Origin of the sequence: Streptomyces noursei ATCC 11455 (assembly GCF_001704275.1) — a bacterium.
GTDB lineage: Bacteria > Actinomycetota > Actinomycetes > Streptomycetales > Streptomycetaceae > Streptomyces > Streptomyces noursei.
Window position 1 is genome coordinate 2,190,472 of the sequence record NZ_CP011533.1, and the last position, 12,903, is coordinate 2,203,374.

Here is a 12,903-nt window from a genome sequence, read left to right on the forward strand (position 1 = left end):
CGGCGAGTTCGTCAGCGTAACGGGTCGTGACCGCGCACCACGTCGCGGTCGTCACCGGCGCAGGGCCGGGATGGCCTCAGAGGCCCTCAACCTCCGCCCCTGAGTGGCGTGTTGACGTATGAGCCACCGTTCCATGCGCTTGCGGCTCACGACCCGGCCGTCCGCGCGAAGCCCGGCGGTGGTCCGCTTGGCACCGTACGCGCCGCCGGCGTTGTCAGTTGCCCGACGAAACCTGGGAGCGATCGGACTCCGTGGCGCACTTATCGCGTTCATCGCGTTCGTCGCGTTCGTCGTGTTCGTCGCCTTCGTTGGTGGGGTTGATGGAATCGGTGGGGAGACCCTCCCGTTGCACGAGGTGGCGGTGCAGCATGGGGGCGCTGGTGAGGGCGAGGAGGAGGGCGACGGCGCCGGCGCCGATGGCGACGGCGAAGCCCCAGCGGGTGCCGTAGGCGTCGACGACGACTCCCGACACCGCCGCGCCGAGCGCCACGCCGCTCTGCAGGCCGGCGATCATCCACGTCATGGCCTCGGTGAGCTGGTGCTCGGGGGTGGTTCGCTCGACGATGCCCATGATGACCACCATCGTCGGGGCGAAGAAGACTCCGGCGACGAAGACCACGGCGGCCATTCCCGCGATGTTGTCGACCAGGAGGAAGGGCAGGGTGGTCAGGGCGGTTCCGGTCACGCCTACGACCAGCAGCCGCGGGAGCGGGATACGGAGCTTCAGGGCACCGAAGGCGAGGCCGGAGATTCCGGAGCCGAGTGCGTAGACCGCGAAGACGAGGCCGGAGAGCGCCTTGTTGCCCTGCTGTTCGGCGAAGGCCAGGCCCATGGTGTCGACCATGCCTGCGATGGCGCCCCCGAAGAGGAGGGTGAGAGCGAGCATGAGTACGGGGGCGGAGAAGACCACCGGTGCGCCGCTGGAGGTCTCCGTGCGCGGCTTGACCGGCGGTTCGGTGCGCTTCTGCGGCACGAACAGTGCGACGCCGACGGCCAGCAGGACGGCCGCGGCGAGCGGCGCGGCCTGGGGGAACAGCGCCGTGGACAGCGTCACCGCCAGCGCCGGGCTGATGACGTAGGTCAGTTCGTCGACCACCGACTCCATGGAGTAGGCCGTGTTCAACTGCGGGCGGCCGCGGTAGATCTCCGTCCACCGCGCGCGCACCATCGCGCCCATGCTGGGCATCAGGCCCGACAGCAGGGCGAAGACGAAGAGGGTCCAGGTGGGGGCGCCGGTGGTGGCACAGAGCAGTAGGGCGCCCAGCGCGATCACGCTGATGCCGGTGGCGACCGGCAGTACGCGGCCCTGCCCGCGGCGGTCCACGATCCGGGAGACCTGTGGCCCGAGGAAGGCCATGGAGAACGTGAAGGTGCCCGCCACCAGACCGGCCAGGGCGTACTGGCCGGTCGTCTCGGAGAGCATCGTCAGGATGCCCATGTGGGTCATGGGCAAGGGAAGTCGGGCGAGGAGGCCGGCGGCGCTGAACGCCTTCGCGCCGGGAGCGGAGAAGATTTCGCTGTAGGGATTTGCCATGTTTCGTCCAGAGGTTGGGGTGATCCCGTGCGGGCGGCGGCAACAGGCAGGGACGTTCCTGCCGCCGCGCGCCACGCATGAGGGCACCGTGCAGACGACAGAACAACAACTGGGACTATAGTCCCAGTTTCTTGAGCGGGGAAACCGGGTCGGCCCGTGGAGTGCTTATGGCGCCCCGCAGTTGGCGTCGACAGCGGTTCGGTCCCACCGCGCCCGCGGTGCGCCGGCGGGCCGGGTTATGGTGCTGGCGCCCACCCCCAGGCAGGAGAGTTTCCCGACATGTCGATCCCCGACGAGGCCATCACCGACGGACGCAAGGCCAAGGGCGCCCGCCGACGGCGGGCCCTGCTGGAGGCCGCGGTGCGGGTGGTCGCCCGGGACGGTGCCGCCGGCGCCACCCATCGAACGGTCGCCCAGGAAGCCGGCCTGCCCACGACGGCGACCACCTACTACTTCGAGAGCATCGACGCACTGCTGACCGCGGCCCTCACCAGCTGCATGGAGGCCGACTCCGCACGCGTCCGGGAACTGATCGAGGCGCCCCCGGCGGCCGACGGCACCGACCGGATCCGGGGCCTGGCACTGTTCATGGCCGACCAGCTCGCCGACCGGGCGCACCTCCTGGCCGAGTTCGAGCTCTGCCTGCGCGCGGCCCGGCGCCCGGAACTCCGGGACACCACCAGCCGCTGGACGGCCACGCTCGCCGACTTCGCCCGGCTCTTCACCGACGACCAGCTCCGGATCACCCTCTTCACCCACGCCTACGACGGTCTGTTGCTGAAGGCGCTGCTCGGCGACGAGCCCACGACGGTCGCGGACTTCGAGGCCATGCTGCGCGAACTCCTCCCTGCCGGACAGTGAGGAAATTCCGTGGTTCGCAAGGCGTTGAAGCGTGACCATCAACGAATCGCAATATTTTAGCCCGATTAGGCTCGTAATCCGCGGAACCCTGAGGGTAAGGTTGACCGTAGAACAGCCCGGGACGGACACCCCTGGGTCAGATGGATGCAGTCGTACGCAGGGGGGACGACCTTGTCCAGCCAGAGGGAACCGAGAGCGAGCCACGGGCCGAGACGGCTCCGCGAGCCGAGCAGGATCCGCGTCCTCGTCGCCGATGCGCACGCGGCCGCCCGCGCCGGCTTCTGCCTGCTCGTCTCCTCTGCGCCCGACATGGAAGTGGTCGGCGACGCCGCCGACGGGGAGTCCGTCGTGGCACTGGCGCGCAGCACCGCGCCCGATGTCGTGCTCATGGACACACATCTGCGCGAGCCCGACGGCCTGGAGGCGACCCGGCAGATCACCGGCGATCCGGCGCTGCGGAACGTCCGGGTGCTGATGCTGACCATTCACGACGACGAAGAACACCTCTTCAAGTCGCTGGCCATGGGGGCGGCCGGCTTCCTGCCCGTCGACACCCAGCCCGCACAGCTTCTGGAGGGCATTCGCGCGACCGCCGCGGGCGCCTCGTTCCTCAATCCGTGGCACACCCAGAAGGTCATCGAACGGTACGTTCCCCGTCTGTACGACGGCTCCGCCGTCAACCGGCCGGCGCTCGCGGAGCTGAGCGACCGGGAGCGCGAGGTGCTCGCCCTCATCGGCGAGGGGCTCACCAACTCCGAGATCGCGCAGCGGCTGAGTCTCAGCCCGTTGACCGCCAAGACCTATGTCAGCCGCATCATGGCCAAGCTCGGCGCCCGTGACCGGGTGCAGCTGGCGCTGGTGGCGGTCGAGAGCGGGATCGCCGCGCACGCCTGTGTGCCGGTGGCCCCCTGAACGTCCGCCAGGGGGCCACCGGCCTCACCGCGCCACCGGTTGTTCCGACGGCGCGGCGGCGTCCAGGGCGAGCAGGTCCTGCACCGCGGAGCGGATGATGCGCACCGCCTCCTCGACGCGGTCGCGGTGCGTCCGGTGCGAGACGATGCAGGCCCGGATGATGAAGTGGCCGTCCAGCAGGGTGCTGGAGAGGAAGACGCGCTTGGAGTCGTTGATCCGTGCCAGCAGCCGGCGGTTGAAGGCGTCCGGGTCACCGCGCTCGGGCAGGTAGCGGAAGGGCACGGCGGTGAGGTCCGGGTCCAGGGGGACCTCGAAGCCCGGGGTCGTGCGCAGCTCGTCGTAGAGGTAGCGGGTCAGCTCCAGCTTCTCCTCCAACGCGGCGCGGAACGCGGCCAGTCCGTGATGCTTCACCGGAAGCCAGAGGCGCAGGCCGCGGAAGTCGCGGGACAGCTCCATGCCGTACTCCGATGCGCTGGGGATTTGTTCGTCCAGGCCGTCGGTGTCCTGGAGGTAGTCGGCCTCCACGTGATGGGCCGCACGCAGTCGGAACCCCTCGCGCACGATCAGCGCACCGGTGCCGTACGGGATGAAGAACGCCTTGTGCGGGTCGAGCGTGATCGAGTCGGCCGACTCGATGCCCCGGAACAGCCGACGGCCGTACTCGGTCATGCGGAACGGGCCCCCGTAGGCCGCGTCCACGTGGAACCACATGTCGTGGGCCCGGGCCACCTCGCCGACGCGCGCCATGGGGTCGACGGATCCCGTGTTCGTGGTGCCGGCCGACGCGGTGACCATGAACGGCCGCAGTCCCGCTGCCCGGTCCGCCTCGACCATGGCGGTCAGCGCGTCCGCGTCCATGCGCAGGCGCTCGTCCGTCGGCACCATGCGGATGCGCTCCCGGGGAAAGCCGGCGAGGTAGGCGGCCTTGGCGCAGGAGGCGTGCGACTGCTCGGACGTGTAGAGCACGCCGGTCGAGAAGTCCTCACCCAGCTTCGCTTTCCGGGCGGTTATCACCGCGGAGAAGTTCGCCATCGATCCGCCCGAGGTGAGCACTCCCCGGGCCTCGGACGGATAGTCGAACAGGTCGCACAGCCAGCGGACCACGGTCGCCTCGATCTGAGCCAGCGCGGGAGCTTTCGCGGCCAGGCTGACGTATCGGTTGAAGCCTGCCGCCAGGAAGTCGGCGAGAGCGGATACGTAGAGGCCGCCACCCGGAATGTAGGCCATGAAACCGGGACCCGAGTTGTTGACCGCCTTCTGCGAGGAGACCGCGACGGTGTTGAGCAGCTTTTCGAAGGAGGTACCGATTTCCGGTGCCTCCTCGCGGAGTTGTTCGGCCAGCTCCAAAGCCCCGTCGAGGTCTTTCGCGGGTGCCTCGGGGAGGTCGTTGACGAACTGCTCGACGACGAGCATCGCCGCCTCGCTCATGGCGCGCATCTCGGGGCCACTGGGTTCCAACGGATATTCACGCATGCCTCGCATCGTAGCGACGCGAATGCGCCCGACCACCCCCGAGAAACTCCACAAAGCCGCAGCTCAGAGGGGTACGACCGGCAGTGTCAACTTTGGGTGTACAGGAACCTCGGCGGCACCTCCGCGACTGTCTCCCCGGGGTGACACGAGGGGCGAAAGTGTATCCCCTGGGAGTATCCGAGATTGCCGGCCGGGGAGGGATGCGGCGTCCCGACGCACGGAAATAGCCTTCGGTTGTCGATCGGGCCGGGGCTGTTTGCCTTCCCCTTTTCAGCGAGCGCATCCGCATTCCCTCGCGCACGGCCCACATCCTTCCCTTCACCGATACCGGAGTGAATTCATGAGCACTGCCACCGGCATGCCTGCCGCCGGCCCTTCCCAGGCCATCTCCGACGCGGACCGGCTCGATGCGCAGGAGATTCTGGAGCGCGCTCGCAAGGCCGCACCCGTGTTGCGCAAACGCGCCGAAGAGATCGAGCAGAATCGCCAGTTGCCGCGTGACGTGGTGGAAATCCTGCGCGGCACCGGCGTGTTCCGGATGGCGGCGCCCCGCTCCTGGGGCGGTCCGGAGATGACGTCCGTTCAGCAGACCGAGGTCATCGAGGCCATCGCCACCGGAGACGCCTCGGCCGCCTGGTGCGCGATGATCGGTTCCGACTCCGGGATCTTCTCCGGCTACCTCGACGACGCGGTGGCCCGCGCCCTCTTCCCCCGCCTGGACACCATCACGGCGGGCTTCGTGAACCCCACCGGGCGGGCCGAGCGGGTCCCCGGCGGCTTCCGGGTCAGCGGCAAGTGGCACTTCGGCAGCGGTATGACCCACAGCGACCTGCTGCTCGCCGGCTGCGTGGTACATCGCGACGGGGCGCCGGAGTCCGCCCCCGACGGCGACGGAGTCCACTGGCGGATCGTGATCGCCCGCCGGGAGGACTTCAGCGTCCACGACAGCTGGTACACCACCGGCCTTGCGGGCAGCGGCAGTTGCGACTACTCCACCGAAGACCTCTTCGTACCGGAGGAGCACACCTTCAGTCTGCTGGAGCCGCACCGTACCGGGACCCTGCACGCGGCGCCGGACGCCATCCTCCGCACCATGCCGGGGGTTCCGCTCGGCGTCGCCCGAGCCGCCCTCGACCACGTCCGTGAGCTCGCCGCCACGCGCACCGACAAGTCCACCGGCACCCCGTGGTCCGCGCACTACCGCTTCACCACCGCGATCGCCGAGGCCGAGGCGGACCTCGCCGGGGCCCGCTACGCGGTGTACACGAGCCTTGCGGAGCAGTGGGCCCGGCTGGAGCGCGGCCAGCAGCCGACGCCGGACGAGCGGGTGGCCACCGCACTGGCCCGCTACAAGGCGTTCGAGGTCGCCCGGTCGATCGTCAACCGGCTCTACACCCTCGTGGGCGGTTCGGCCATCTACCGCAAGCGGTCGCCGATGGACCGCTGGCTGCGGGACGTCAGCACCATGAGCCAGCACGTGGACGCCGGGGTGCAGAACCTCAAGGCGGCCGGAGAGCTGCTGCTGGGCGGCCAGATCCCGCAGAAGACCCTGCTGTGGTGACCGGCGCGGGCACCGCTCGCCGGACGCCCACGCCGCCCGGCCGGACCAACCGGACCTGCCGGTTCCACCGGACCCGCCGGACCCACCGAACCTGGCGGACCCGCCGGTTCCACAGCACTCACGGCACCCACGGCCTTCACGACATCCACAAGGAGATGCGATCCCCGTCATGACGGACACCACCACACTCACCTCCCCCACTGCCCCCACGGCACCCACCACCCCCACCCTGCGCGCGAACCACGAAGCCACCCCTGTGACCATCGCGCCGGCGCAGTTCCGCGCCCTGATGTCGACGTTCCCGACCGGCGTCGCCGTCGTCACCACCGGCGGTCCCGAGGACCCGCCCCGCGGTCTGACCGTCTCCTCGGTCAGCAGCGTCTCCCTCGATCCGCCGACCCTGCTGGTCTGCCTGAACCGCAACAGCAGGACCCTGGAGAGCGTCCTGGAGCGGCGCACCTTCGCGGTCAACCTGCTGCACGCTGGGGCCCGTTCGGCCGCCACGCTCTTCGCCTCCGGTGACCCGCACCGCTTCGACGCCGTGGAGTGGGCCAACTCCGCGGAGTTCGGCGGCCCGCACCTGGTGCGCGACGCGCACGCCATCGCGGACTGCCGGGTCTCCCGCACCCTGCGCGTCGGCGACCACGAGGTGATCTTCGGCGAGATCTTCCGCGTCGAACAGGAGCGCCCCGAGGACGCCGACCCGCTGCTCTACGGGATGCGCACCTTCGCCTCCTGGCCCGCCGCCGCGGCCTGACCCGCCCGGCCGCCGTCGTCCCCCAGCCCTCCCGGCCCTCCCGCAAGGAACGCCACCATGTCCTGTGCACCCCACGACGCCCGCGCCGACGCCCCACCGGCGACACCGCGCGGCCGTCGAACCCGACTGACCCTCGCCCTCCTGGCATTCGCCCACCTGATCATCGGGCTCGACTACAACATCGTGTTCGTGGCGCTCCCCGGGATCGCCGCCGACGTCGACTTCACGGCCCAGAACCTGCAGTGGGTGGTCAGCGGCTACACGGTGGCCTTCGGTGGCTTCCTGCTGCTCGGCGGGAGGGCCTGCGATCTCTTCGGCAGGCGCCGGATGTTCACCCTCGGCCTCGTGCTGTACGCCGTCTCCTCCCTCGCCGGCGCGCTCGCGACCACGCCCGGGCTGCTGGTGGCCGCGCGGGCCGGGCAGGGCATCGGCGGCGCCTTCCTCACCCCGGCCACCCTCTCCCTGGTCACCTCCCTCTTCGCCGAAGGCCGGGAACGCAACCGGGCGCTGTCCGTCTGGGGCGGGGCGGCCGGATGCGGGATGGTGCTCGGCTCGCTGCTGGGCGGGGTGCTCACCGAGACCTTCGGCTGGGAGGCCGTCTTCCTCGTCAACGTCCCGCTCGCCGCCGTCGGCATCGCGCTGGCCGCCCCGCTGATCCCGGCCGACGGAACCTTCCGACGCGGCCGGGTGTTCGCCGAGTTCGACCTGTACGGCACCCTGACCGGTACCGCGGGGGCCACCCTCCTCGTACTGGCACTCGTCCAGGGGCCCGAGTCCGGCTGGACCGCCCCCGCCGTCCTGATCAGCGGAGCCGCGGCGATCGTGCTCCTGCTGGCCTTCCTGGCGATCGAGCGGCGGGGCCGGAACCCGCTCATGCCCCTGCACCTGTTCCGCAACCGCAACCTCAGCACCGGCACCGCCGTCACCTTCACCTTCATGGCCACCTTCGGGGTGCTGGCGTACTTCCTCACCCTCTACTTCCAGAACGTGCACGGCTTCAGCGCCATGCAGACCGGTATCGCCTTCGTCGTCCCCTGCGCGGGGGTCCTCGTCGGGACGGCCGTCGGCGGCCGGCTGGCCACCCGCTTCGGCATGCGCGCCACCCTCATCGGCAGCCTCGTCCTGGGTGTCGCCGGTACGGTCGCCTTCGCCCTGTCGCTCTCCCCCGACGCCTCCTTCACCGCACTCCTGCCGGGCCTGAGCCTGCTCAGCCTGGCCCAGGGCGTCGTCTACACGACGATGTACGCGGCGGCGATGACCGGCGTGGACGAAGGCGACCAAGGCATCGCGTCCGGCATCGCCAGCACCGGCGAACAGGTCGGCAGCGCCGTCGGCCTGGCCGTCCTCGTCGCCCTCGCCAATGCCGGCACCCGCGGGCTCAGCGGTGAGGAACTGCGCACCGCCACCAGCGACGGGGTGCGCACCGCGGTGCTCGCGGCCGCCGCGGGTATGGTCCTGATGATCATGATCTGCGCCAACTTCCGGAACAGCCGCCGCGTGCCCGCCACCGAAGGGCCCGCCGCGGCCACACCCGCCGGGGCAGTTCAACCGGAAACCGTCCGGACCGCTCGTTGAGCATCCGCCCATGAGCATCCACCCAGGGGGAGACAGCATGACCGTGTCCGCATCCGGACGATCCGGACGACCGGCGGACGCACCCGACCGCAGCCAGGTGCCGGACGGTCCGGAACACCACCGTCCCGCTCACCCGGCACCCGCCGGACGCGCCCTGAAACAACGGCACCTCACCCTCATGGCGTTGGGCGGCGCGGTGGGCACCGGCCTCTTCCTCGGCTGCGCGCAGACCATCCACAGTGCCGGCCCCGCCGCCATCTTCTCCTACGCGCTCGCGGGCCTGCTGGTCATCCTGGTCATGCGGATGCTGGGCGAGATGGTCGTCACCCGCCCGATGTCCGGCTCCTTCGCCGACTACGCGCGCCTGGCCCTCGGCGACTGGGCTGGGTTCACCATCGGCTGGCTCTACTGGTACGCGTTCGTCGCCATCGTCGCCATCGAGGCCATCGCGGGCGGCCGGATCGTGCACGACTGGCTGCCCGCGGTGCCGGATTGGGCGGTCAGCGTGCTGCTGCTCACCGCCATGGCCCTGGTGAACCTCTGCTCCGCCGGCTCGTTCGGCAGCGTCGAATTCTGGCTGGCGATCGTCAAGATCGGCGCGATCCTGGGGTTCCTGGCGCTGGGCGCCGCCTATGTCTGCGGCTTCTGGCCCGGCGACGGCAGCCCGCACCTCAGCCACTTCGTGGATCGCGGGGGCCTGCTCCCCAACGGCCCCGGTGCCGCCCTCGCCGCGACGGTGGTCGTCATCTTCGCGTTCGGCGGCACCGAGATCGTCACCATCGCCGCGGCCGAGAGCCCCGACCCCGGCACCGCCGTCACCAGGGCCACCCGTCAGGTGTTCTGGCGCGTGCTCCTCTTCTTCGTGGGCTCGATCTTCCTCGTGGTGGCGATCGTGCCGTGGGACACCCTGGTGGGCCCGGAGAGCCCGTACGCCGTCGCCATGACGCGGATGGGCATCCCGTTCGCCGGCACCGTCATGACCGCGGTCGTCCTCGCCGCCCTGCTCTCCGTGCTCAACTCCACCCTCTACGCCTCGTCCCGCATGCTCACCACACTGTGCCGACACGGGGAAGCACCACGCGGACTCGCGCACACCAACCGCCGTGGCACCCCCTCCCGAGCCGTCCTCCTCGGCACCGTCATGGGCTACGCGTCCATCGGCGCCCAAGCCCTCCAACCGGACCGGACGTTCGGCTTCCTGCTCGACTCCACCGGAGCCGTGCTGATCTTCCTCTACATCACGATCGCCGTCTCCCAACTGCGCCTCCGCGCCCGGGCCGAGCGCACCGAACCCCACCGCCTGACGTTCCGTATGTGGGGCTACCCCTACCTGACCTGGCTGGCTATCGCCGCACTCCTGGCGATCCTGCTCTCCATGGCGCTCCTCCCAGGCACCCGCCCCCAACTCCTCATGAGCCTGATCAGCCTGGGAACCGTACTGACGGCCTACGCAGTCCGCCGCTGCACCCGGCACCTCCGCACACACCGCCCAAGGCACCCTTCACATTGAGGCCCACACTTCCCCAACCGCGGCACCCGCCAGCGGTCCCGACCTCACCCGTTACAAGCAGACCGTCCAAGCGATCCTCGACAAACCCCGCCACTACCGCGGCGACGATGCCTGGAGCAATGGAAAACACGTCATGCGGGTCGGGGGCACTCCCGACCCGCATGACGTTGGTCAACGATCCCTGTCCGAGGGATGAGTTGGACCAATACCCCACGGAACACCTCGCTCGCTACCGAGCTGGAGCTACTCCAAGAGTCCGGCCGCTTCTCTCCGGTACTCGGGGGACGTAGAGCCGCCATCCCTGCCCCGATCACCCAGGTGGCCTGCTGGTTGCAGGAACTCGGCATGCCCGTACCCGCCCTGGCGGAGCACCGCCTCTTGCAGCGTAATCGGCGGACGTCCCGGCCGTTCGGCATCGAGGGCCCAGACCTGATCGGACACGAGGGCCGATTCGGCGCAGTACCCGAGAAACGGTTCGCGCAGCCTCTCAGGGACTGCCTCGAAGTAACTGCGCACGGCCGGGTGGAGATTGGGAGTTCCATCCCCACTCAGATTCGTGTGGCTGACGACCTTCCCCTGGACGAGGAGAGAGGATGCCGTCCCGGGAATCAGCATCCCTTCCCAGCGCTCAGACACTTTGCAAGTCACCCTTCACCCAGTTGTTGAAGAACTCGAATTCGTCAGAGCCGAGATGATACGCCCCCGTATGATGGATGCAGTAGAAATCTCCGTCCTCGGCCACCACAAAGATCCCTCCATCAGGAAGGTCGTATCCGACCCGGAACAGGCGCTTCCCCAACTCTTGCGACAGCTCAGCGATTTCACTGAAATCACCCTCATAGCCGCCGGTCGGATTGGTGATCAGCTTGCTCTCAGGGTCACTTGGGTGCGTCAACTTGAGCAGCCCATAGCTACTAATGAATCTCACGGCCGCATCGAAGGGGATCGTCGAAAACCCCTCCTTCTCCGACTCGGCAACCACCTCGGAAACAAATTCGCGAGCCTTCTCCTCAATCCCCCAGTCCGGACTCCAGCCATTCGCGGTGAGCCACTGCAGGACCTCATCCCGCGACATTGATACAGGCACGGCAACCCCTATCGGTCAACGATGGACGGATATCCCAAGCGCCGGCAACATATACTCGCAAGACCTGCATGGTGGCTTGAAATCTCCATGTTTGAGTGTCGTGACCTTCTTCCCCGTTTCCGGATCCCTCTCCTTCAGGTCACCTATCTGGCGAGTGTGCATGACGCCACCCTCAAGGGCTTGTCTGGCATCGGCCGGGGTCCTGATCGCAGTCCCTTTGACATCGCCCAGGAGCTGCTGTAGCGCAGGATGCGCCTTGGGGTTCTCCTGGGGAGTCGGGGTGCAGCACCCGAATCATCCTGCCGCTCCTTCCCGACCTGGTCATCCGGCTCACCACAACCGACTCCGACGGAAGGCCCCCAGAACCCAGCCACTAAGAGGTCGTTTCTTTTGGTGGTGGATCTCTCTGATCGCATTCCGTTGAGTGCTGATCCATGAGTGTCAGTGACGTGTGGCAGCCTCGCGTGTATGAGCTACGACCTTGCTGTCTGGGAGGGGCACCGCCCCGCGGATGGTGCCACTGCCGGGGAGATCTTCCATGACCTGTTCCACCGCTACACGCGCACCGATGTGGAGCATCCACCGACCGATCGCATCGCCAAGTACGTCGCCACACTTCTGGAGCGGTGGCCTGACCTCGCAGAGGACGAGGACGACGTCTCTCCCTGGTCCACCGGGCCGCTGATCGGGGAGGCCAAGGGGTCGCTGATCTACTTCCCGATGCGCTACAGCATGGCTGACGAGGCATCGGCCTATGCGGCAGAAGTTGCCTCGTCGATGGGCCTTGTCTGCTACGACCCTCAGATGCAGCAGCTCAGGTCATGAGTCGCCCCAGTCTGCGGTAGCCGATGAGGGCTGCGGCTATGCCGACGAAGGCGAGGAAGTGTTCGGCCTTGCATTCGTAGCGGCGGTGGAGTCGACGGCAGCCAGCCAACCAGGACGCGGTCCTCTCGACCACCCAGCGATGTAGGCCCAGCCGTGTGGAGGACTCGACGCCCCTGCGGGCGATGCGATGGCGGAGCCACGCTTGCGGAGCCATCTGCGCAGGTGGTCGTAGTCGTAGCCCTTGTCGGCATGCAGCTTCGCCGGCCGGCGCCTGCGCGGTCCGCGGCGGGAACGAATCGGCGGGATGCCGCGGACCAGTGGTTCCAATCCATGGCTATCGTGCACGTTGGCGCCGGAGATACCCAGTGATAGTGGCAGCCCGTTGCGATCGGTGATGAGGTGGATTTTCGATCCACTCTTGCCGCGATCGGTCGGATTCGGTCCCGTCAGTGGCCCCCTTTTGCCGCCCGGACACTGACCGAGTCGATCGCACATCGCGACCAGTCCACCGCGCCGCGGGCGCCGAGTTCGTCGAGGATGGCCCGGTGGAGCCGGGCCCAGACCCTGTCCCGGCTCCACCGGGCGAAGCGCCGGTAGACCGTCTGCCAGCACGGCCCGAACGTCGGCGGCAACTGCCGCCACGTGCAGCCCGAGGTGGCCACGAAGATGATCGCGGCCAAGGTCTCGCGGTCCCCCGCCCGGCGCCGGCCCCCTCCCTGCGGACGCTTCGCTTCCGTCGGCGGCACCACACGCCGGAACAGCACCCATAACTCCTCCGGCACCAACCGCTCAACCAAATCCGTCATGG

At 68.9% G+C, this 12,903-nt stretch carries 11 protein-coding genes and 1 pseudogene; 7 read left to right on the forward strand and 5 right to left on the reverse strand.

From position 1 onward, the window contains the following. Positions 1-214: 214 nt before the first annotated feature. Positions 215-1,534: an MFS transporter gene (locus tag SNOUR_RS09310; protein ID WP_079142420.1), complete on the reverse strand. Its 1,320-nt coding sequence runs from the start codon at positions 1,532-1,534 to the stop codon at positions 215-217. Positions 1,535-1,813: 279 nt separating this feature from the next. Between SNOUR_RS09310 and SNOUR_RS09315 the strand changes: the two genes are divergently transcribed. Continuing rightward, complete coding sequence (locus SNOUR_RS09315) at positions 1,814-2,395, forward strand: TetR/AcrR family transcriptional regulator (protein ID WP_067345490.1); 582 nt, start codon at positions 1,814-1,816, stop codon at positions 2,393-2,395. A gap of 234 nt (positions 2,396-2,629) precedes the next feature. Then, positions 2,630-3,307, forward strand: a complete 678-nt coding sequence (locus SNOUR_RS09320; RefSeq protein ID WP_067357983.1) for a LuxR C-terminal-related transcriptional regulator — start codon at positions 2,630-2,632, stop codon at positions 3,305-3,307. Positions 3,308-3,331: 24 nt separating this feature from the next. On the opposite strand, the gene SNOUR_RS09325 is transcribed toward SNOUR_RS09320, so the two are convergent. After that, complete coding sequence (locus SNOUR_RS09325) at positions 3,332-4,780, reverse strand: pyridoxal phosphate-dependent decarboxylase family protein (protein WP_159425833.1); 1,449 nt, start codon at positions 4,778-4,780, stop codon at positions 3,332-3,334. A gap of 340 nt (positions 4,781-5,120) precedes the next feature. Between SNOUR_RS09325 and SNOUR_RS09330 the strand changes: the two genes are divergently transcribed. The 4 genes from SNOUR_RS09330 (at position 5,121) to SNOUR_RS09345 (ending at position 10,183) form a co-directional block, all read left to right on the forward strand. Further along, positions 5,121-6,341, forward strand: a complete 1,221-nt coding sequence (locus tag SNOUR_RS09330) for an acyl-CoA dehydrogenase family protein (protein ID WP_079142426.1) — start codon at positions 5,121-5,123, stop codon at positions 6,339-6,341. Positions 6,342-6,510: 169 nt separating this feature from the next. After that, a complete protein-coding gene (locus tag SNOUR_RS09335; protein WP_079142427.1) occupies positions 6,511-7,098 on the forward strand; it encodes a flavin reductase family protein in 588 nt (195 codons plus the stop codon). A 57-nt stretch (positions 7,099-7,155) separates the two neighbouring features. Then, positions 7,156-8,673 carry an MFS transporter gene (locus tag SNOUR_RS09340; protein WP_079142430.1) on the forward strand — a complete coding sequence of 506 codons (1,518 nt, stop codon included), beginning with the start codon at positions 7,156-7,158 and terminating at the stop codon, positions 8,671-8,673. 37 nt (positions 8,674-8,710) lie between these two features. Then, on the forward strand, positions 8,711-10,183 hold the full coding sequence (locus tag SNOUR_RS09345; protein ID WP_079142432.1) for an amino acid permease: 1,473 nt from the start codon (positions 8,711-8,713) through the stop codon (positions 10,181-10,183). Positions 10,184-10,426: 243 nt separating this feature from the next. Here the strand turns inward: SNOUR_RS09345 and SNOUR_RS09350 are convergent, their stop codons facing one another. Then, the gene (locus SNOUR_RS09350) at positions 10,427-10,798 is read right to left on the reverse strand and encodes a YwqJ-related putative deaminase (RefSeq protein WP_079142434.1); all 372 of its coding nucleotides are present in this window, start codon (positions 10,796-10,798) and stop codon (positions 10,427-10,429) included. 13 nt (positions 10,799-10,811) lie between these two features. Next, complete coding sequence (locus tag SNOUR_RS09355; RefSeq protein ID WP_159425834.1) at positions 10,812-11,270, reverse strand: SUKH-3 domain-containing protein; 459 nt, start codon at positions 11,268-11,270, stop codon at positions 10,812-10,814. A gap of 468 nt (positions 11,271-11,738) precedes the next feature. Here SNOUR_RS09355 and SNOUR_RS09360 point away from each other — a divergent pair, with 468 nt between their 5' ends. Then, the gene (locus SNOUR_RS09360) at positions 11,739-12,095 is read left to right on the forward strand and encodes a hypothetical protein (RefSeq protein ID WP_067345497.1); all 357 of its coding nucleotides are present in this window, start codon (positions 11,739-11,741) and stop codon (positions 12,093-12,095) included. Here SNOUR_RS09360 and SNOUR_RS44590 read toward each other — a convergent pair. Beyond that, positions 12,085-12,901, reverse strand: a pseudogene (locus tag SNOUR_RS44590) (IS5 family transposase). The gene SNOUR_RS09360 and the pseudogene SNOUR_RS44590 overlap by 11 nt on opposite strands. Positions 12,902-12,903 lie beyond the last annotated feature (2 nt).

Coding starts and splice junctions, on each gene's coding strand:
- SNOUR_RS09335 (WP_079142427.1), top strand. CDS start 6,511: ATGACGGACACCACCACACTCACCTCCCCCACTGCCCCCACGGCACCC.
- SNOUR_RS09340 (WP_079142430.1), top strand. CDS start 7,156: ATGTCCTGTGCACCCCACGACGCCCGCGCCGACGCCCCACCGGCGACA.
- SNOUR_RS09325 (WP_159425833.1), bottom strand. CDS start 4,780: ATGCGTGAATATCCGTTGGAACCCAGTGGCCCCGAGATGCGCGCCATG.
- SNOUR_RS09350 (WP_079142434.1), bottom strand. CDS start 10,798: ATGCTGATTCCCGGGACGGCATCCTCTCTCCTCGTCCAGGGGAAGGTC.
- SNOUR_RS09330 (WP_079142426.1), top strand. CDS start 5,121: ATGAGCACTGCCACCGGCATGCCTGCCGCCGGCCCTTCCCAGGCCATC.
- SNOUR_RS09315 (WP_067345490.1), top strand. CDS start 1,814: ATGTCGATCCCCGACGAGGCCATCACCGACGGACGCAAGGCCAAGGGC.
- SNOUR_RS09345 (WP_079142432.1), top strand. CDS start 8,711: ATGACCGTGTCCGCATCCGGACGATCCGGACGACCGGCGGACGCACCC.
- SNOUR_RS09360 (WP_067345497.1), top strand. CDS start 11,739: ATGAGCTACGACCTTGCTGTCTGGGAGGGGCACCGCCCCGCGGATGGT.
- SNOUR_RS09310 (WP_079142420.1), bottom strand. CDS start 1,534: ATGGCAAATCCCTACAGCGAAATCTTCTCCGCTCCCGGCGCGAAGGCG.